This window comes from Nocardia sp. NPDC050408 (genome assembly GCF_044458905.1).
Taxonomy (GTDB): Bacteria; Actinomycetota; Actinomycetes; order Mycobacteriales; family Mycobacteriaceae; genus Nocardia.
Genome location: NZ_JBITIL010000004.1, coordinates 48,425 through 68,641 on the forward strand (window position 1 = coordinate 48,425; position 20,217 = coordinate 68,641).

Annotated in this window: 18 protein-coding genes; 2 read left to right on the top strand and 16 right to left on the bottom strand. The window is 64.5% G+C overall.

Going from position 1 to position 20,217, the window contains the following annotated elements; translation table 11 throughout:
* The first annotated feature begins 3 nt into the window (after positions 1-3).
* Positions 4-894: an alpha/beta hydrolase gene (locus ACIBJI_RS13430; RefSeq protein ID WP_364354403.1), complete on the top strand. Its 891-nt coding sequence runs from the start codon at positions 4-6 to the stop codon at positions 892-894.
* 182 nt (positions 895-1,076) lie between these two features.
* On the opposite strand, the gene ACIBJI_RS13435 is transcribed toward ACIBJI_RS13430, so the two are convergent.
* The 3 genes from ACIBJI_RS13435 to ACIBJI_RS13445 all read right to left on the bottom strand — a co-directional run bounded on the left by ACIBJI_RS13435 (position 1,077) and on the right by ACIBJI_RS13445 (position 3,970).
* Positions 1,077-2,042, bottom strand: a complete 966-nt coding sequence (locus tag ACIBJI_RS13435) for an alpha/beta hydrolase (protein ID WP_364354400.1) — start codon at positions 2,040-2,042, stop codon at positions 1,077-1,079.
* Positions 2,043-2,296: 254 nt separating this feature from the next.
* Complete coding sequence (locus ACIBJI_RS13440) at positions 2,297-3,520, bottom strand: FAD-dependent monooxygenase (protein ID WP_397084292.1); 1,224 nt, start codon at positions 3,518-3,520, stop codon at positions 2,297-2,299.
* An 18-nt stretch (positions 3,521-3,538) separates the two neighbouring features.
* Entirely contained in the window at positions 3,539-3,970 is a 432-nt protein-coding gene (locus tag ACIBJI_RS13445; RefSeq protein WP_397084294.1) for an alpha/beta hydrolase, read from the bottom strand.
* Between the two features lie 108 nt (positions 3,971-4,078).
* Between ACIBJI_RS13445 and ACIBJI_RS13450 the strand changes: the two genes are divergently transcribed.
* A complete protein-coding gene (locus ACIBJI_RS13450; protein WP_397084296.1) occupies positions 4,079-5,311 on the top strand; it encodes an alpha/beta hydrolase fold domain-containing protein in 1,233 nt (410 codons plus the stop codon).
* Between the two features lie 47 nt (positions 5,312-5,358).
* On the opposite strand, the gene ACIBJI_RS13455 is transcribed toward ACIBJI_RS13450, so the two are convergent.
* The 13 genes from ACIBJI_RS13455 to ACIBJI_RS13515 form a co-directional block, all read right to left on the bottom strand.
* Positions 5,359-8,379 carry an AAA family ATPase gene (locus tag ACIBJI_RS13455; RefSeq protein ID WP_397084298.1) on the bottom strand — a complete coding sequence of 1,007 codons (3,021 nt, stop codon included), beginning with the start codon at positions 8,377-8,379 and terminating at the stop codon, positions 5,359-5,361.
* 253 nt (positions 8,380-8,632) lie between these two features.
* Positions 8,633-9,073: an SCP2 sterol-binding domain-containing protein gene (locus ACIBJI_RS13460; RefSeq protein ID WP_364354385.1), complete on the bottom strand. Its 441-nt coding sequence runs from the start codon at positions 9,071-9,073 to the stop codon at positions 8,633-8,635.
* A gap of 75 nt (positions 9,074-9,148) precedes the next feature.
* Positions 9,149-9,823 (bottom strand): LppX_LprAFG lipoprotein, encoded by a 675-nt coding sequence (locus tag ACIBJI_RS13465; RefSeq protein ID WP_364354382.1) that lies wholly within the window; start codon positions 9,821-9,823, stop codon positions 9,149-9,151.
* A gap of 23 nt (positions 9,824-9,846) precedes the next feature.
* A complete protein-coding gene (locus tag ACIBJI_RS13470) occupies positions 9,847-11,475 on the bottom strand; it encodes a fatty acyl-AMP ligase (RefSeq protein ID WP_364354379.1) in 1,629 nt (542 codons plus the stop codon).
* Positions 11,476-12,492 (bottom strand): DUF1702 family protein, encoded by a 1,017-nt coding sequence (locus ACIBJI_RS13475; RefSeq protein ID WP_397084301.1) that lies wholly within the window; start codon positions 12,490-12,492, stop codon positions 11,476-11,478. It abuts the gene before it with no gap.
* A 27-nt stretch (positions 12,493-12,519) separates the two neighbouring features.
* A complete protein-coding gene (locus ACIBJI_RS13480; RefSeq protein WP_364354373.1) occupies positions 12,520-13,245 on the bottom strand; it encodes an ABC transporter permease in 726 nt (241 codons plus the stop codon).
* A gap of 8 nt (positions 13,246-13,253) precedes the next feature.
* The gene (locus ACIBJI_RS13485; protein WP_397084303.1) at positions 13,254-14,066 is read right to left on the bottom strand and encodes an ABC transporter ATP-binding protein; all 813 of its coding nucleotides are present in this window, start codon (positions 14,064-14,066) and stop codon (positions 13,254-13,256) included.
* Positions 14,067-14,132: 66 nt separating this feature from the next.
* On the bottom strand, positions 14,133-14,585 hold the full coding sequence (locus ACIBJI_RS13490; protein WP_396954868.1) for a DUF3237 domain-containing protein: 453 nt from the start codon (positions 14,583-14,585) through the stop codon (positions 14,133-14,135).
* 3 nt (positions 14,586-14,588) lie between these two features.
* A complete protein-coding gene (locus tag ACIBJI_RS13495) occupies positions 14,589-15,866 on the bottom strand; it encodes a beta-ketoacyl-ACP synthase II (protein WP_364354364.1) in 1,278 nt (425 codons plus the stop codon).
* On the bottom strand, positions 15,863-16,357 hold the full coding sequence (locus ACIBJI_RS13500) for an SCP2 sterol-binding domain-containing protein (protein WP_364354361.1): 495 nt from the start codon (positions 16,355-16,357) through the stop codon (positions 15,863-15,865). The genes ACIBJI_RS13495 and ACIBJI_RS13500 overlap by 4 nt, the downstream gene beginning before the upstream one ends.
* On the bottom strand, positions 16,354-18,042 hold the full coding sequence (locus ACIBJI_RS13505) for an FAD-dependent monooxygenase (protein ID WP_396954870.1): 1,689 nt from the start codon (positions 18,040-18,042) through the stop codon (positions 16,354-16,356). The genes ACIBJI_RS13500 and ACIBJI_RS13505 overlap by 4 nt, the downstream gene beginning before the upstream one ends.
* Positions 18,039-19,052 (bottom strand): hypothetical protein, encoded by a 1,014-nt coding sequence (locus ACIBJI_RS13510; protein WP_397084306.1) that lies wholly within the window; start codon positions 19,050-19,052, stop codon positions 18,039-18,041. Before ACIBJI_RS13510 ends, ACIBJI_RS13505 begins: the two co-directional genes overlap by 4 nt.
* Positions 19,049-20,185: a 3-oxoacyl-ACP synthase gene (locus tag ACIBJI_RS13515; RefSeq protein ID WP_364354352.1), complete on the bottom strand. Its 1,137-nt coding sequence runs from the start codon at positions 20,183-20,185 to the stop codon at positions 19,049-19,051. Before ACIBJI_RS13515 ends, ACIBJI_RS13510 begins: the two co-directional genes overlap by 4 nt.
* Between the last annotated feature and the right edge of the window lie 32 nt (positions 20,186-20,217).

A 20,217-nucleotide genomic window follows, 5' to 3' on the forward strand; every position in this document is an offset into this window, starting at 1 on the left:
GGCGTGAACGAAACTCGGGTGCTCGCCGACGATGGCACCGGACTGCATGTCGAGCTCGATGGCGATCGCGACGCCAAGCGAGTCATCATCTTCGTCAGCGGGATCAACACTGCACTTGTCTACTGGAGCCGGCAGCGCAAGACACTCGCGGATCTGGGCACGATCGTCCTATTCGACCATCGCGGTCACGGCCGCTCCGACGAATCCCCGGTCGACAGCGCTACTGTCGGCCAACTTGGCCTCGACATCGCCGCGATCATCGACTCCGTCGTGCCCGATCGACCGGTAGTCTTGATCGCGCATTCGTTGGGAGGTATGGCCGTATGCGCCTTGGCTGCGCATCGGCCGGAGCTCTTCGGCACCCGCATCGTGGGCGTCGCATTGTTGGACACCGTCCCATCACGATGGGGTGAAATCGCGCTGCGGCTGCCCGGTTTCGTGACCCGCGTGTTGGTCCGAGCGCTCTGGCGGGTGGTACCTCCGCTGCGCCGGCTGCTCACCGATACCAGCGAGCGACGACACCCGACATACGACTCGAGCAGCCAGGCGCGTACCGGTCCGCGTATGCGGCTCGCGCACATCGACCGTGCGCGCCGGCTCGTCACGTCAGTGCGAACCATGAGTCTGCTGGCATTGATCGCCGACACCGCCCTGTGCGACCACAGCGCAGGGTTGGCCACACTCGGGACCACTCCCGTGTTGGTGGTTGCGGGAGATGGTGATCGGTTCATCCCGCTTCGGTACAAAACCGATGCCGCCGCGAGTATTTCGGGTGCACAGCTCGTAATCATTCCCGACGCAGGACATCTGAGTTCGATCAAGAAACCCGAAGAGGTCGACCGGCACCTGCGTGCTTTCATCACGAGTCTGGATCTCGCAGAGCGCCGGGCATGAAGACCGCCTATCTCGTCCTGGGTCCGGAGAGCAGCGGGACGCGCATGTTGGCGCGGGCGTTCGTGGCTGCGGGCTGCTTCGGGGACGGCGGCAGCGGCGCATTACGGGGGGACACGAAGACCTCCGGATCGGTGAATGCGTTTGCTTGGCAGCTCCCACTTCACCCGGAGGTCTTCGCCAGGTCAGCTCGCCACGCCGTTACCAACGTCCATGGCAGAACACCTAGGCTGTGCTCCGGTATTTGTTGCCTCGGATGAACTTTCGTGACTATCGATGATCGGGCCAGGCGGCGCTACCTCGTCTGTCACACAGCTTGGTGGTGCGACCGTCGCATGGTCGACAAGGAATTCGTGGATATCGTTGTTCAGCTGCTCGGCGTGGGTGATGTAGAGGCCGTGCCCGGCGGTCGGGTATTCACGGAAGTCGGCGTGGGGCAACAGTTTCGCGACCCGCCGACTGGTGCGATCGACCGGCGCCGACTGGTCGACACCGCCGTGCACGATGAGCGTGGGCACGCTCAGCTCGCGCAGGTCGGGACGGAAGTCGGTGGCGAAGGTGGCCTGCCACACCGCGGTCAAGGCAAACGGGGCCGCAGACAGGCAGCGGCGGACCTCGTTGTCGACCACCGCCGGAGACACAGCGTTGAACTGGGTGGCGAAATAGGTTTGGGCGCGGCGGGCGAACCAGTTGGGGCGGTCGCGGCGCAGCTCGGCGACGGTGGCATCGCACAGCGCGGCGGGCACACCCTCGGGATTGTCTTCGGTCAGTTCGAGATACGGCAGGGTGGTGGCGAGCAGCACCATTCCGGCGACCCGGTCGTGGCCGTGCCGGGCCAGGTAGCGGACGGCTTCGCCGCCGCCTGCCGAGTGCGCGACCAGCATGATGTCACGCAGGTCGAGGTGATCGATCAAAGCGGCCACGTCGCCGGCCCGAGTGTCGGCATCGTATCCGCTCGACGGTCGATCGGAACGGCCGTGCCCGCGCCGATCGAGCAGTACGCACCGGTACCCCTGCTCGAGGAAATAGGGGACCTGGTATTCCCACATGTCGGCGTTGAGCGCCCAGCTCGCCAGGAACACCAGCGGCGTGCCGGTGCCGTAGTCCTCGTAGGCGAGTTCGGTTCCGTCGGCGGCGGTGAAGTAAGGCATGGCTACTCCGTGTCGGCTCAGTGTTATGCGGTGACAATGGATTTCGACAGTAGGTACGCCCGGGCGGCGGGGAATCTGCCGTCTGTAGGTAATTCGGGCCGGGGGCTACCCACCGACGAGCCGCGCGGCGATTGCCGAGCTCGTTGTCGACGGCGGAGCAGGGCGCGGCGACCGCGACCGTTCGCTGTGCCGCGACCGTTCGATATTCTGAGCCGCCCCCGGCATGCTCAGCGCCCGAGAACGCATTCGGCTGTTCAATGATGTCCGGCGGCGACCGATTCGAATTCGCGGTAGTCCGTCAAGCTGATGGCGTCGGCCTTCTGAAGCGACTTGGCCATCAGTGCGCGCAACGGTGCGGAGGTCATCGCCCGGACCGACAGGTTACGCATGGCGATGGCAGCGCGACTGGCGGGCAGGAAGCCGTTGACACCGCCGGGCGGCAGCTTTTGGCATTCGGTGACGTAGGGGCGCAGTACTTCCTGATAACGGGTGAACGCGGCCGAATAGTCGTCGCGGCTTCGAGCCAGCTCCCCGGCCAGGACATACGCTCCGACCATCGCCATTGCCGTGCCATTGCCGGACAGCGGTGAGCCGCAATACCCAGCGTCCCCGATCAGCGCGACGCGTCCGCGTGACCATCGATCGATGCGGGTCTGACTGATGCTGTCGAAGAAGAAATCCGGCGCCTGACCCATCGAACTCAGCAATTGCGGTGTGTGCCAACCCATTGCAGCGAACCGCTCGCGCAGAATCCGCTGCTGGCCCACCCGGTCGTGGCGGTCGTAGACCAGATCGGTCGCGGTGAAGCCGAACATGGCCTTGGCGCTGTTGGGCCCCTCGGGCCGGATCGCGGCGAGTAGGCCGCCGGGGGCGTTGTGCATGACAAACCAGTCTTCGAGCTGCAGCCCCTCGACCTGCACGGTGAAGTACGCCAGGTACGCACCCAGGTGGTGGACGAATTCGGACTCAGGTCCGAAAGCCAGCTTGCGCACGTTCGAGTGCAGGCCGTCAGCACCCACGACCAGGTCGAAGGCGCGTGATGCGTGGCGCTGGAAGTCGACCACGACGCCGTCGGGTGTTTCCCGCAGTTCGGTGATGGAATCACCGAACAGGTACTCGACGCCGTTGCGACTGGACGCGTACAGGATATCGGTGAGATCGCCGCGCAGGATCTCGATCTCGGCGACCGCGCCCGCACCGTCGAACAGTTCCGCAGGCATGCTCGCCTTCCATTTACCGTCGGCATCGACATAGGCCAGTCCGCGCTCGTGCACGCGCGCTCGTTCGATGGCAGGCAGTACACCCATCCGCTCGGCGACCTCCTTGGCCACGCCGCGCAGATCGACGGCCTGGCCGCCGGGACGAGGAGCGGGCGCTCGTTCCACGACGGTCACCTGGAATCCGTACCGGCCCAGCCAGTGGGCGAACGTCAGCCCGGCGATGCTCGCGCCGGAGATCAGAATGCTGCGATGAATCATGTTGTGAATCTCCTGAAGTCAAGGAAAGGGCAGTGGAGGTAGTAGGGGTGGCCAGCCGAACTCCTGAGTGCGGCGGCGCACCGATTCGGCGAGAGCACCGCCCGAGCCGCGGCCTTCGACGAGCAACCGGGCCGGGTCGGCGTCGAGTGCGGATGCGTGGTCGGCGGCCCACTCCAGGGTGTGCATCGCATCGGAGACGATCGCCGGATCCTGTCCGGAACGCGGCCCGTAGCGCACCGACAGCACGACGAAACCGTGGCTGCGGCAGAGTCTTCGGCACAATGCGTCGAAATCGTCTGCTGGTTCCGGGCCGCCGATCTCGAATTGCAGCAGTAGCGGCCGCGGCGGCGGGCCGGTGGGACCGGGCCAATAGACCTTGGCGCTCCGGTCTTCGACGGTGGTGCGCAGGTGCAACTCGGCGACCCGGCACGGTGCTGGTGCGAAAGGCATAGGCCAACGTTGGCACCCCGGGAGTACGGCAGGGAAGGTCCGAATGCGCATGGCAGTCTTGCGAGTAGGGCATGACCGCGGCGGCGGTGAATCGGCAATACTGCTGAGATGAGTTCCCAGTCGGATGAGAGTATGTCCGTTGCGCCGACCACGCTGCCGACCACGCCGGACGCGATCGAACTGCGCCACCTCCGGGCGTTCGTCACGGTGGCCGAGGAGCTCAACTTCGGCCGGGCCGCCGCCCGGCTCTACGTTTCGCAGCCGGCCTTGAGTAGGCAGATTCGCGCGCTGGAACGACTCATCGGCTGTGACCTACTGCGCCGCACCACCCATCAGGTGGAACTCACGCTGGCGGGCGAGGCGCTGCTGGACCGAGCCCGCCGCATCCTCGAGGGGGTCGACGAGGCGGTGGTGGCGACGCGAGCGGTCGGTGGAGAACTGCTGGCTCACATCACCCGCTACTGGGAGCTCTTAGGTGCGGCCGACGCCGAACTGCACGCGATGCGTACGGCATACGAGGATCTACACGCGCAATTCCCGGCACCGCCGGAGATTTCGATCCGGCCGATCACCGCCGGCGGGGTATCGAGTCTGCTGCTGACACCCGCTCGCCCCGATGCCGGGACCGTGCTCTATCTGCACGGTGGCGGCTACATCGCCGGATCGGCCTTCGGCTACCGCGCGCTCGCGGGTGCGCTGACAGCTGCCGCCAACACCACCACCCTTGTGCTGGACTACCGACTCGCACCCGAGCACCCCTACCCGGCTGCGGTTGAGGATGCCCTGCGCGGCTACCGCTGGCTGCTGGAAACCGGCACCGATCCCGGCCGGATCACCTTGACCGGCGATTCGATCGGCGCGCACCTGATCCTGTGCACCTTGCTCCGGATCAGGGAAGAGCAGCTTCCGATGCCCGCCGCGGCGGTACTGCTCTGCCCCGGTATCGATCTGCATTGTCCCGAGCCCTCAGAGTCCGAGCCTGCACCCGAACCTGCGCAGGCCCGATTCCATCAGCGCATCATCGGCGACTATCTGGCCGGGCATTCCGACGACAACCCCTTCGTGGCCCCACTGCTCGCCGACTTGACGGGCCTACCGCCCATGCTCATCCAGGCCAGTACTGGCGATAACCATCTGACCGACGCGCACCGGCTCACAGATCACGCCCGCGCCCACGATGTGGCCATCAGTTTGGAGCTCTACCCCGTGGATACCCACAACTTCCACATCTTCTGGTCCTTTCTGCCCGAAGCCGCCGACGCGCTCCGCGCCGCGGGCCGCTTCATCCAAGACCACACTGCCGATATTCACGCCCACCCTCGTGTTCGGCCGAGCGCTTAGGCTGAGTGTCCGCGTTCCACACCTCCCGGCACGGAGGCGACGAGTGATCACATCGCATCGTCGCCGCGGCGTGGCGTCGATGCCGTCGAGTCATTCGACCGGTGAGATACGCTGTCTCGCCCACGGGCCGGTCGGGGTTGGTGGTGGTCTTGCTGAGCTGCGACCAGGGCGGCGAGTTCGGCTCGGGAGGAGACGCCCAGCTTGGCGAACAGGCGGGTGAGGTGGGCTTCGATGGTTTTCTCGCTGACGTAGAGGTCTTCGGAGATCTGGCGGTTGGTTCTGCCCAGGACGATGCGGTTGACGATCTCGGTCTGTCGCTCGGTGAGATCGCCGAATCCGACGTTGGTCGCACGGGATCGGCTTCGGCGGCCGGACACGTGTCGCTCGCCCACTCGGCGCAGCGCCAGCCGCGCCTGTTCGGCCAAACGTGCGGCGTTCTGGCTCTCGAAGATCATGAGCGCGCTGTCGAATTCGCGTCTGGCGGCCTGCTTCCCGCCCAGTTCGGCGAGGGCATGACCGAGCAACAGACGCGCCCGGGCGACTTCGAGCGAGCATCCGCTGCGTTGGTACTCGGCGACCGCTTGCTCGGCATGGGCTGCGGCAGCACCGAACTCGCCTCGCGCGAGCAGTACGCGGGCGCGGGTACTGCGGGTGTGGCCGATTCGCATAGGCAGAAACGGCGATGCATCGGCGATGCGCTCGATCTGACGAGTCGCGTGCTCCGCGGCGTCGATCCGTCCGAGTGCCAGTTCGGCCTCGACGAGATACGGATGGAATTGCGGGATCAATGACGGGTAGATCTCGAATTGGCCCCCGGCGCCCAGGACCAGCCGACGGCCACGTCGATACCGACCGGCCTGGATCAGGACCATGCCGTATATCAGCGGTGGGTAGTAGGAGTAGCGGCCTCTGGGCAGTTGTTCGGTGATACGGACCGCGCCCGCACCGGCAGTGAACGCTTGATCCGTGTGGCCCTGCAGGGCCAAGATCCAGCAGCGTGTCGATTCGGCCATCGCCACCATCGGCGGGTTATCCAGCATCAGCGCTACCTCAACGGCCTCGTCGGCTACCGTGAGCCCGCGCTCGAGCTGCCCCTGCATCAGCAGAGCCAATCCCTGCAAATGCAGGAAGTCGACCAGACGTCTGCCATGTCCGGTTCGGCGGCAGAGCCGGATTCCCCGAGTCGTGTACTCGACGGTCATCGTGAACCGCTCCAGGGAAATCGCGGCGATCACCACATCGGCCAGTCCGTCGATCAACGCGAGTGGTATTTCGGCGTCGGTGAGGGTGTCGAGGGTGCGCACGGCTTCGTCGAGGTCGGAGCCCGCTTCCCGCAGGATGTCGCCGAGCTGCGTCGTCTTCAGGAACGCGCTTGCCGCAGTACCCAGGAAGTCCAGGTGTCGGTCGCCTCGCTTGCGCGCTGATTGGCGCACCTTCGCCGAGACGGCCACAGCCTCGGCCCAGTCCCGCATCACCAGGTCGGTTTTGGCGAGTTCCAGTTCGAGCGCGGCTGCCGCCACACTGTCGGGTGGGACGAGGGTGAGCGCTGTCGTCAACAGATGCCGACCCTCGACGGCGTTGCCGAGCCCCTGTTCGATCACGGCGAGCATGGCCATCATGCGGGCGCGTTCACCGGGGTCGACGGGCGCGGTCAGTTCCAGAGTCCGGCTCAGCACTTCTCGGCTCTCCCGAAGCCGACCGCAGGCATTCAACACCTCGGCCAGCGACATCGACAGGGCGAGTCGGCGATCGACGGATTCCTCGTTCGGCAGCAGATGCAAGGCTGCCCGAAACCACCGGGCCGCAGCGACGGGAGCTCGCTGCGAGGCAGCTTTCCCAGCGTCGACGAGTACCGTGATGGCCTCTTCGTCTCCTGCCTCGCCGCAGTGTTCGAGGTGGTGCGCTCGGATCGACAGGGTGGTGCTGCGGTTCGCGAGCGCCTTCGCTGCCCGCTTGTGCGCATTTCTGCGCCAGCCATATCCGCTTCGTTCGTAGACCGCACGTCGAATCAAGGGGTGGCGGAAGGCCAATCGTCCGGGAGTTTCCGTTTCGTAGATCAACCCACTCGCGACCAGCTCGTCCGTTGTCTGGAACATTTCGGTTTCGACCAGTTCGGCAATATCGCTCGCCAGCTCGAGATCGAATGGCTCGCCTGCTACCGCAGCGGCCTGCAGCAGGTTGCGTGCATGCGGGGACAGGGCATGTATTTCCTGTTCCAGAACATCATGAACGATCGTGGGAATACCGTACGAATCACCGATGCCGGTCCGATGCCCGCCGAGAAGGCCGTCGAGGCGAATTCGCGCACGCGAAACTTCCTGTAAATAGAATGGATTTCCACCACATTCGCGATAAAAGTCGGACAGGTCGGCCGTGTCGACATTGTCCGACAGTAGTTCGGCGGCTTCGGCAATCGACAATGGCCCGAGTTCGAGTGATGAAATGGTGTCGTCGTACACGGCTCGAGCCAGCGCTGTCGCGTGTGCAGTGGGGAGTTGCCGGGAGCGGTGTGCCAGCATCAACGCACATCGCGGCACGGGGTTTCGCAGCAGGTGTGCGATCACCTCGAGCGAGGCGTGGTCGACCCAGTGGATGTCGTCGAGAACCAACAACAGTGGGCGCTGGGCCGCCAGCCGTTGCAGCGCCATCCGCACACTGCGGTGACAGCGGTGCCGGTCTATTTGGGTGGATCCTGTCGGTGACCCGCTCCATCGGTGCAGGGATGGGAGAATTCGACTCAGTTCCGACAGACATTCCTCGCCGAGCGCCTTCAGGCTCGTTCGGGACAGTGAGCCGAGCGGTTCGTCGAATGCATCGATCACGACGGCGTAGGGAAATTCTCGCTCCAGTTCGGTGCCTCGGCCCTCCAGCACCTGGAAACCCTGGGCGAGTGCTTCTCGGCGGATCTCCTGGAGGAGGCGGGTCTTGCCGATACCCGGCTCCCCGGTCACCGCGATCGCGGATGTTCGTCCTTTCCGCGCGGCAGTGAGGACTCGGGTCAGCTCGCGCATCTCCTCGACCCGCCCTACCAGCGGCCGGGCCGCTCCACCCGCCGAGACCCCTGACATATCACCTTCCAGGCACTGACAGCCGGGTTTCGCGGGGCATTCGCGAAATCTCCGGGCTGCATCGTAGCCAGCTTCAGCACCGGTGTCTTGTCGATTGCGGAGCCCGATCCCGCTACGATCCCCGTCTCGGAAACGTTGTCCTCTGGTATACGTCGGCAACCGAACCGAGAAAGGTGATCGACTGTTGTCGACCTATAGGTGAGCTGAATCGTCCAGATGTGCGGGCGGTGCGGAATCGAGTCGCTAGCCGGCGTCAATCCGTGCTGAACAGCTTCTCCACTCGCCTGGCGAAGAGGACGTCACCCTTGACACGCAACTTGCCGGAAAGCATCGATTTCGTCCCCGACGCCTGCCCGGACAACAATCGGAGGAACAGGACATCTCCCAGCGTCAGGGACACCGTCGGTTTGACACCTGCCGTCGCCTTCGTCACGGTGCACGCACCGTCGCGAATCGTCACCAGCCACTCGTCGGGAGTCTGTCCCACTCGCCATAGCACGGTTGCATCGACACCGCGTGCTTCGTCAACACTCAACCGGTCCGGCATGCGCGCGAAAACGGTGTCGAGCATGGTGTTTCGTATGTTCGGATCAGCCAGCGCGGCGCGCAATTTTTCATCGGACGTGTTGGCGATGAGGTTCTTGAACTCACCCGGTGAGACTTGCTCGGGGTCGATCTCGGTGATGTCGTACATCGGATTCCCTTCATCGGCCGCCGAATGGTTGTTGCCCGTTCGTCGGCATGGTGTTCGTAGCTTGCCGACCGCAAGCTATTGGCGGGGATCGGCGACATGTACGGGACGGTTGACGGCGCTGACCGTCAGGTCGAGCACGGATTGCGATGCGGGATCCCCCTGACCGATCACCAGCCGGGTCGCAACCGGCTCGTGTCGGCCACCCACTTTGAACCACACGGTCAACCTCCCGTCCGTGGTCACGCTCGGCACCACCTGTGCAATGTCGTGGGCCGCAACGAGTCCGGTGACGCGGAACGCTTCGACGTCGGCGATGGTCTCCTTTGCCTCGGTCCGTGCCGAAGACATCGATGTCAGGAGGTTCGCGACTCCTCGGTGCGGGTCTATCAACGCAGTGGGTAACGGATTAGCCGACCCGTTCTGTTGTGGTGGCGCCGGCGCGAATCGGCCGGCGGCGTCCTGGGTATAGATGGTCGAGTCGATCTCGACGAAATCAACGTGGGCGTCACCGAGTACCGACGGCACCACCAGCTGTCCTTTCGCTCGCGCGTCACCGTCACGGACCACGTCGGCCGACATGGCCCGCACACTCACTCCGCTCAGGGGCGCGCCGCTGAGCTGCAAGGTGATGTGCGCGCTTGTCGTTGCACGCGCCGCCGCCGCCGCGTTGCGGAGCAACTGGGCAGAACGTGGCAAACCACCATCGGCGGTGCAGGCGGTGCCGCCGATCGACAACAGGAGGACGGTCACGGCGATACCAGCGCGTCGGCCGATCATCGGACCAGGTGGGCGGAGTTTGTTCGGCGCACCTTGCCCGACGGTGTCTTCGGTATCGAACCCGGTGCGACAACGGCGACCGAGCGCGGTGTTGCCCCCACGCTGTCGCGGACGGCGCGGGTGACCTCCCGTTGGATACGTACGATGTGCTGGTCATCGTTCCAATCGGCGGACTCGACGGCGACCGCGAAACTCTCGCGGATTTCCCCCGGCTCGAGTCGCACTGCGACGGTGTTGCCCCGTCGGACACCCGCCACCGTCGCGGCGGCGCGTTCGATGTCGGTCGGGAAAATATTGCGGCCCGCGACGATGATGGTGTCCTTCTTGCGCCCACAGACGACGATCTCACCCGATTCGGTCAGGTAGCCGAGATCACCGGTCGCCAACCACCCGCCCTCGTTTCGCGCTGAGCTGTAACCGTTTTCGGTGAAGTAACCATCGGTAACCGTGGCACCGGAGATCAGGATCTCACCGACCGTTCGGGGCTGTGCAGATACTCCGGTGTCGTCCAGCACTCGTGCCTCGACACCGGGAACCGGCGCCCCTAGCGTCACCAGCAGCCGGGCGTCCGCACCCTCGGCCGGCGTCGCGCAACCGGTCGTCTCGATGGCGTCGGGCCGCACCGCATCGGTTTGCACGCCCTTACCGATCGGACTGAACGACACCGCGAGCGTGGCCTCCGCCATGCCGTAAGCGGGCACCACTGCACCTGCGGACAAACCGAAACGCGCTCCGGCCCTGATGAATTGGGCGACGGCGGTCGCATCAATAGGTTCGGCACCGTTCAACGCGAACCGCATACTGGACAAGTCGAATGCCCCATCCGGAGCCGACTCCATTCGCCGTGCCACGATCTCGTAGGCGAAGTTCGGCGCGGCGGTCATCGTGCCGTGATGTCGAGTGATGAGTTCCATCCATACCAGCGGTGAACGTAGGAAATGCGTCGGACTCACACACACCACCTCGACCCCGAACTGCAACGGCGTCGCCACGAACCCCACCATGCCCATATCGTGGAACAGCGGTAACCAGCTCACCCCGACATCTCTGGCCGGATCCATATCGGATGCCCGCGCGATGGCGTGACCGCTCGCGTACAGGTTGGCATGCGTGATGGCAACAGCTTTCGGGCTGCCGGTGGATCCCGACGTCAGCTGCAGTAGCGCCAAGGTGTCATCCGGAACATCGGTGGGCTCCAACGGTGTCGACGAATCCAGCCGGGCGATCGACACACTGAGCACATCGTGCTCGGCGAGGATGGTCGCCGCGCTGTCGAAGGGGGGTCCGATCAACACCAGTTTGGCGTCGATGACATCGAGGGATCTGATGGTGTCACGCGCCCAGACAGTCAGATCGGTTCGATGCGTCGGTTGATGCAGCATGGTGGCCGAGGCGCCGAGCAACCAGCAGGCCAGTACCGCTACCACGACGTCCTCGGGTTCACCGGCAAGAATGGCGACTCGCGAACCCATGGTCACACCCTGATCGGCCAGCGACTGCGCAGCACATCGACTGTGCCGCAGCAGCTCTGCCCAGGTCTTCCTGCGCAGCGCATCGGGATCGCCGTAGGAGAAACCCCGCTCGGAGGCACTGCTGGCCAGTACGTCATCGATAAAGCGCGACATCTAAGCTCCTCGTGGTTGATCGGCCGGTTGTCGGTCCACGCCCAACAACGTTGGTGGCGTGAGCCGCTCGCGTAACCGGCGGCGCCATTGCTCGTAACCGGGCTCGCCCGTGCCGAACGGTTGTGTGCTGGCCTCGTCGACGACCGCGACGACCGCATCGACATCGGAATTACAGAGCACTCGTGCTGCCGAAACCGAGCAATCCGGTAGGTACCCGGCATGAGCTCGCGCCTTTATCGCGAACGCGGCGCCCTGTGCCATATCCGCGACCGCGGGCCCGGCACGACGCTGCGCTGTGCGTATGTCGCTCTCCGCGACTCCACCGAGATAGGCGATGGCGGCACCGATACCGCTCCACATGTCGGCCCGACGGGCTTTATCCATACGCTCGATCCGGTGGGCGATCGCCTCGAGATCCGCGTCGTTGACGAAGTACAACGCTCGCCCGACGCCCTGATCGACGGCGCGCAGGAAGTAGGAACTGTCACCTTCCCACGAGTACGGTTTGGGCCGCCACTGCCTGTCGATCCATCGCTGCGTCTGGAAAAACGCGCCGTCGAAACCGTATCCGTCGGCCGCCAGCCAGGTCAGATGCGACAACACCGCATCGTCGCCGAGGTTCGGCGTGCACCGTCGCCAAAGGAACCGGGGCAGTCGCGGCATCAGTAGCCCATAGCCGACGTAAGCCATATAGGCGTGTGGGGCACCCGGACCCTCGACGAATTGCCGGGCCAGGTGACGCCGCCGAAGGTCGATGAGGTCGCGGGTGACGAGCGCGGTCACCGCCCCTTCGTAGGCCAGGCTGCGATAGAACGGGTCGATATGGTCGAGAGCCGCTGCGAGGTCATCGATGTCGGCAATGTCTGCGCCCATCTCGAAACCCCGGATCACCTGCACGCCAACCTGTTCGAGTGTGCTGGTGATCGGTGCCGATGTCGGGAACCCACGGCGTGCGAACAAAGCGTCGGCCTGAGTGGGTACCGGCAGTATTCGGCGAAGAACGCGAAGTGCTGTCACGTGGAAGCTCCTGCTGCGATCGGATGGTTACGAACTGCGTCGGCGTAGCGTTACCGCACCGGTGAGCAAGGAAGCCGCAGCGAACGCTGCCACGACCACCAGGTCGATCCACATCGTGGTGGTCGGGTGTGGATACGTGCCTATCTCGGTGAGCCCCTGCGCGGCGTAGCGCAGCGGCACGACGTTGCTCAGCCCTTGCAAGAATCCGGACATATCCTCCCGCGGCCAAACGAGACCGCAGAGCAGCAGCTGCGGGATCACCAACGCGGGCATGAACTGCATGGCCTGGAACTCCGATTGCGCGAACGCACTGGTCAGCAGACCGGTCGATGAGCCGAGCACGGCCGTCGCGATGACGATCAGCAGCACTGCGGCGATGGACCCCTGCGATTCGAGCCCCAGGAACTGGTAGGCGACCGTGGCGGCCACCGCGGCCTGCACCACGGCGACCATGGCGAAGGCCAGTCCGTAGCCGAGCAGTAGATCCATCTTCGACAGTGGCGTGCTCATGAGTCGTTCCAACGTGCCGGTGGTGCGTTCACGCAGCATGGCGACGCTGGTGACCATGAACATCGACACGTACGGAAAGATGCCGAGCAGCATCAATCCCAATTGGTCGAAGATGTCGGGGCGACCGTTGAAGACGAAGCGCAGCAAGGTCAGCAGCACGCTCGGCACCACGAGCAGTAGCCCCACCGTGCGGCGGTCGTGGCGAATCTGGGTGAGCACACGCGCGGTCGTGTGCAACAGCATGTGGGCATTCACAACGAAACCTCCGGCCGGATCTCTTCGGAAACCTGGTGAGTCGAGAGGTGTTTCACGGTGGTGGACGATCGTGCTCCGTCACTGGACTCGATCAGCCGAAGGAAAGCGCCCTCCAAAGTGTCGGCTCCGGTTCGCCCCAGCAAGCCCGCGGGGTCGGAATCGGCGAGCACGCTGCCCTCCCGCATGAGCAGGAGCCGATCACAGCGTTCGGCCTCGTCCATCACGTGGCTCGACACCAATAACGTCGTGCCGTCATCGGCCAGGCTGTGAAAGGAGGCCCACAGGTCACGACGCAGCACCGGGTCGAGGCCGACCGTCGGCTCGTCGAGCACCAGCAGTTTGGGCCGGGCGATCAGCGCGCACGCCAGCGACACCCGTGCACGCTGTCCGCCGGAAAGCTTGGCGGTCAGCGTGTCTCGGTAGGTGAGCAGCCCGACATCCTCGATGGCCCGATCCACCGACTCGGCCTTCGTCCCGTACATCACCCCGAAGTAGCGGACATTCTGCCGAACGGTCAGATCGTCGTAGATCGACGGCGACTGGGTCACGTAGCCGGCGTCACGGCGCAGCCGCCGATGCCCGGCCGGCTGACCGAGCACGGTGATCGTGCCTGACGAGAACTTCTGCACGCCGACGACGGTGCGCATCAGTGTTGTCTTTCCGCATCCACTTGGCCCGAGCAAACCCGTCACCGAGCCCTGGCCGACGGTGAACGAGATGTCGTCGAGGATCGTTTTCCGCTTCCGGCGCACAGTCACCGATCGGACGTCGATCGCACTCGACGACGAGTTGGCATCCGATGAATTCATCAGGCCGATCACCTCACTTTCAGACAGAGGAAGGATGTGACACTGTGCGAGGCCGGTCAGTTCGGATCAGGTGATCCGGTAGAAGCGGTATTGCAGACCGAAGCCTTCGGTAAATCGGCCCTCACCGACGAAAAGCGTCTGGTTGACCCATTCGTAGTCGGGATCACCGCTCTCCAGGCGCGGCAGCACCCGGAAGTATTGGTCCTCGAATGCGGTGGGCACCCCGTCCGCGAACGCTGTCTGCACGGCGTCGGTCATCTCGATCAGCCCATCGAATTGGGCGTAGATGATCGCACCATCGTCGGTCTCGAATTGCACGCGTACATCGGCGCGCGCCCACTGATCGGTGCCGATCAGCACCCAGTCACCACCGCCGGGCAGCACTCGCCCGTTGATGCGCTCACCCTCCAGTTTTCCCTCACCGACTTCGATGAACATACGAATTCCGTGCGGGGTATTGCCCACCATGCGAGGAGGATGCAATGAGGCGGTGACTTCACCTTCGAGCTTCAGTTCCACGAGCTACTCCTCTGTGCGGTAACAGTCGTTGCGACGCAGGACCAATGACGAGTTGTGTCCGCCGAATGCGAAGGAATTCGTCAGCACGGCAGCGACATCGGAGTCGGTCGGCGCCGAGATGAACGCTGCGCCCGCACAGTCCTCGGCCACCTGGTCGAGATTGACCGACGGCGGGATCATCGATGTCTTGACGGCCAGCGCGGCAATGGCGGCCTCCAACGCGCCTCCCGCGCCGAGGAGGTGACCGGTCATCGACTTGGTAGAACCCACAACGGTTTTCGCGAGATCGGCACCGAAAACAGCACGCAATGCGGCCATTTCCGCGCGGTCATTGAGGACTGTGCCCGTGCCGTGGGCGTTGACGTAGTCCACATCGGTTGCCGAGATGCCCGCGTCGCGCAGCGCGCTGCGAATCGACCGAGCGGCGCTGGAACCATCGGCCCGCGGTGCGGTCAGATGGTGGCTGTCGTTCGTTTGACCGTAGCCCGCGATTTCGGCGTATACGGTCGCCCCCCGCGCGAGAGCGTGATCCATGTCCTCGAGCACCAGCACCGCTGCGCCTTCGCCCAACACGAATCCGTCGCGGTCGGCGTCGAAGGGGCGCGCGGCCTGCTCGGGACTGTCGTTGCGCCGCGACAGTGCCCGCATACTGGCGAAGCCCGCCAGCATAACGGGATTGACGCAGGCTTCGGATCCACCGACGACGCATGCGTCGGCGTATCCGTCTCTGATCATCCGCATGCCCTGGCCGACGGCGTCGGCCGAGGACGCGCACGCGCTGCTCGGCGAGTAGCTCGGCCCTCCGAATTCGTGGCGTTGGGCCACCACCGAGGCGGCGACATTGGACATTGATACGGGGATGAAGGTCGGTGGGATCCGTTCACCGTCCGGGTCGTTGCCGACTGTGGTGCGAATCGTGTCGGCCCCGCCGAGTGCGCTGGCGATGATCACCGCAACGTCCGACGGATCGGCGCTGAGCTCACCGGCGTCTTTGAGTGCCAGGTCGGAGGCTGCCATCGCGAGCTGACAGAAACGATCGAACCGGATGGCGTCCCTGCGTTCCATCCAGTCCGTCGCCGTGAAATCGTCGACCGTCGCGGCGATCCGGACCCGTTTGTTCGCAACGTCGAACGTGGTGATGGGGCTGACGCCCGAACGACCTTCGAGCAGGTTGTCCCACAGCACGCCGGGATAGTTTCCCACCGGCGACACCACACCGATCCCGGTGATGGCGACCCTGCGCCGCGCGGTCACCGCGCGCGGCAGGCTCGGCGCGCTCATGACGATGTCGCATTCGGCTCGAGATCGAACAGGCGCTCCATCTTCATCGCGAGCTGCACGTTGCCCGCCACCCGCAGATCACCCCGCGACATCAGTTCGACACCGCGCGTCGCACCGCAGGCCAGCGCGACGAACGCCGATGCGGGTGCGGTAAGTGTCGCCGCCGGTTGCGCGGAGAAGGCGCCCTTTTCGCCGATTGTGCAGCTGTCGGGGGTCAGCTCGACGTCGCGTTCGAGTTTGCCTTGCGAGCGCCGGGTCACGGCCCAGCGAATCACCGCACGCTCGGGCAGACCGCCGCGATAGAACGTCGGCATCAAATCGAATGCCGCGACCAAACCCGCTGTGCCGGTGTCGGTCTCGAGATGGTCCGCGAGCCGCTGTGCGGAGATGCTCTCGATCGCGCGCTTGACCCGACCCCGGTCGTTGCTGAGCAGATCCGCCGCGAGCTGCGGATCGACGCCGGAGGTCTCGTCCTGGGAAATGTCGGTCATGCGGTCACTGCTTTCTCGCCGAGTATCGAGTTGAGGTATCGGGCCAATTCGCCGTGCGGATCCGCACCGGGCAATATCGCGCCGATGTGGCCGTCGGGACGCACGACGACTGCCGCCGCGTCAGACAAACCGAAGACCCCGATGGCGTCGTCGCGGAAATCGTGTAAGGCGTCCGAACGCGGTACCGGGGACACCGGCCATACCCGCAGCGGTATGTCACCGAGCACCGACGCCCACGCGCCGAACGAGTCCCGCCATTCGGGCGCGGCTTCGACGGAAGTCAGCAGCGCGAAGGCCCCGTCGGTCAGATCGGCGACGGCCGTGCGTCGGCCATCCTCTTCCAGCCACAGATGTGGTGCGACGGCACCGACTATCACTCTGGGGTGATAGTCGACCACGTCCGCGACAACCGGTTGCGGGTGGTCTTCGTCGGTGGAGTAGACGAATCCCCTTGCCTGACCGTAGAAGTCGAAATGCGGCCGTTGTCGTTCGATGCCGTCGGCCAGTGCGGCGGCCTCGCTGATCTCGGGGTCGGATCCCTTTCCGGATCCGATCAGCGACCGTGCCGATGTGAAGAACTCGTCCATGGCAACGGCGTTGTGCACGCTGCGCGCGGCGTTGAAGTCCGCGACGCGGCGGCGCTCGGGTTCGTAGGTGTTCAGCAGCCGCGGACTCGACCAGCCACGCAGCACACCGTGCAGCTTCCACGCGAGGTTGTGCGCGTCCTGGATGCCGGTATTCATGCCGAAGCCACCGGTCGGCGGGAAGCTGTGCGCCGCGTCGCCTGCCACGAATACCCGTTGGTGGACGTCACTCCACCGGTCGACGGCCGTCGTACCCATCGCCCACGTCCGGACCGACTCGATCGTGATGTCGATGTGGGCCGCACCGATCGCCATTCGGACCAGGCGCTCACATTCGCTTTTGTCGGGCATCGCCGATGGGTCGATGTCGATGCCGGTCAGCTCGAGCAGCCAGGTACCGCGCTGCGGCGAGACGGTGATGAGCACCCCCTGTATGTCATCGTTGATGACCCAGTACAGGGCGCTCTGCTTGCCTGCGACCGCCGAGCCGAGATCGGCGGTGAAATGGATGTCCAACATCGTTCCGAGCGGTGCGCAGGCCTGGACTGTAATGCCGACGCGCTCACGCAACCGACCGTGAATTCCCTCGGCGAGGACCACGTAGGAAGCGCGTAGCGCGGAATTGTCCGCTCGTACCGCGCCGACCCCATCGGGGTCGACGATCAGATCGGTGATCTCCACACCCGACTCGACGCTGACGCAGGGGTAGTTGCGTAACTCACGCAGCAAGAGCGTCTGCAACTCGTTCTGCGGACAGATCAGCGGCAGCACTGGACTCGCCGACACCGTCCGCATGAGTTTCTCGGCATCTCCCACCATGTCGATCTCGCCGAGTTCAGCACCGACCAGGGTGGTGTGGAAACTGACCCGACTGGACGCCTCCAGACTGGTGCCGACCTCCTGTGCCGGACCGAGCAGTTCGAGGTCCCGCAGTATTTCCGCGGTGCGAACATTGACCATCGTGGCCCGCGGATGTGTGGACGCACTCGATCGGCTCTCCACCAGGTGGGTGCGAATCCCCGTGCGGCCCAATAGATGTGCGGCGATCAGGCCGGTCGGACCACCACCGACAATCAATACCTCGCAGTCGTCGACACTCATAGTGGCACCTCGTGTCGAGGCCGCACGGGCACGCCGTCGTCGGCAACCGCGTACAGCGTGCGGTCGAGATACTTAGTGATGGCGGCGTCCACTCGATGACGAAAAGCGATGCGCGCCACTGTGGCTACCGGCAGGCCGATTGCGATCGCCGAACCCAGCGCGCTGACGAAAACGGCCAGTGCTGCTTTCTCACCGATCCCACCGGGCCTGGTGTGGCGGCGGATCCGTCCTGCCGCGAATCGAAATGCCGCGCCGGCCAGCAGGTCCGGACCGATCACCGCGGCATTTTCGCGTGCTGATTCGGCCCGCACCAACACCTCGGGCATCACAGCGGTGACCCGCTCGCCGCTGGCAGCGCCTGCCTCGACCAGTTGCCGACCGAGCCGACGCAGCCGTTGATGCTCGGCATCGGGCACACCGGCGGCACGCAGACCGAACGACGCCTCCCGCCGGCCCAACAACAACCACCGCAGGGTGGTGAACAGTGACACAAGTTGATTGGCGGTATCCGTAACCGCGATAACACCGATTTGGCGAGCACCCGCGGCGGTGAGCATGGTGCGCATACTCACCGCCGCGGACGCCCACATATTGCGGCATGCGATGAACTGCACGACCGGCAGATCGGTCACCAGATCGGGGTAGCGCCGCACCAGCGTTCGCATCGGAATCGACGGGTTGAGGTACCACACCTGGTGCGCGACGAGCACGAGATCTACATCATCGCCTGCTGGTCGACCGCCGTCCTCGATGGAGATGTCCACGGTCGCCTCGGCGTCTGCGGCCTCCGGAAATACCCCGAAGAAACGACCGAGTGACCACGGAAACGGAAAGTCACCGGAGGTGGTGACTTCGATCCACCGGACGTCGCAACCGGCTTCTACCAGTGGCTCGAGAAAATGTTCGAGACACTCACGCAGTTGTCCGGTCTGCGAAAACCAATACACCGCGATCACAGCCGGTTCGGCGCCGACGTCCCGCACGGGCAGATCCCGAGGCGCAGCACTCATGAGCCCGTGCCGCCCACTGCCGTGAGATGCATGTACGAAATCGCGAAACGCCCGGATTCCGGGACCATGCACAGCAGCGTGTCGCCCGGCGTGATGAGCTCGTCGCGCAGCATTTCGTCGAGGATCACGAAAATACTTGCGCTGCCGATATTCCCGACCCGGGTGAGATTGCTGTACCACACCTCGGGCCCCGGCCGTGGAACGTCGCGCCGCGACAATTCGCCGAGCACCATCGACTTCATCCGCTCGCTCGAATAGTGCGCCGGAATCCATTTCAAAGTAGTCGGGTCGAATTTCCCGTCGTTCAGCAAACGCTCATACTCGTCGATACCGACCTTTACCAGATGTGGTAGCAGCGAGAGTCGCTGTCGTGCGACCAGAGCACCGGCGTCAGCGGCTTCCGTTGCGTTCGGATAATCCATCCAGGTCTTCTCGGCATCGTTGGACTCGCTGCCGAAATACATGCACGCTTTCTCGGTATTGGCGTACGAGGTCAGCGAAATCCAGTCGATGCGCAGGCTCACCCCGTTCGATCTCGGCTTGTCCTGGACGACCGCCGCTCCCGCGCCATCGGAGAGCATATACCGCAGAAACGCGGTCTCCATGGGCAGCGAACCTTCCTCGGTCCGGCTCTCCAGCGACTTGTATCGACTGCTCTTGAATCCACGAGAAGCGAACTCGCTGGCGACCGCGACAGCGGCTGCCTTCTCGCCGATTGCCACCTGCAAGTAGGCGTTCTTCAGCGCCATCATTCCCGAGCTGCAGATGCCGTGCGCGGTGACGATCTCGCACGGCGGATATGCGAGGCGGCCATGGACCATACTCGCGTGACCCGGTCCCATCAGGTCCGGTAGCGTCGTGGCGGCGGCAAGTAACTGTAAATCTTCCGCAGCGATCTCCGATCGCTCGACGGCATCCTCCACCGCCCGAGCGGCCAACTCCGTATTCGAGAACACAGTTCGCTGTTCCCGATCCAGGGCGTAATAGCGAGTTTTGATACCACTATTGGCGAGAATCGTGTCCCGAAGAGCAGAGCTCGCGTTTCCCGCTTTGCCAATAAAGTCTTCGATTTCGTCGTTTGTTACCGGCTCGCCCGGAAGAAAGCGACCAGTACTGGTGATATATGCGGTCACCGAATTCTCCAATGCTGTCGAATGTGACACTC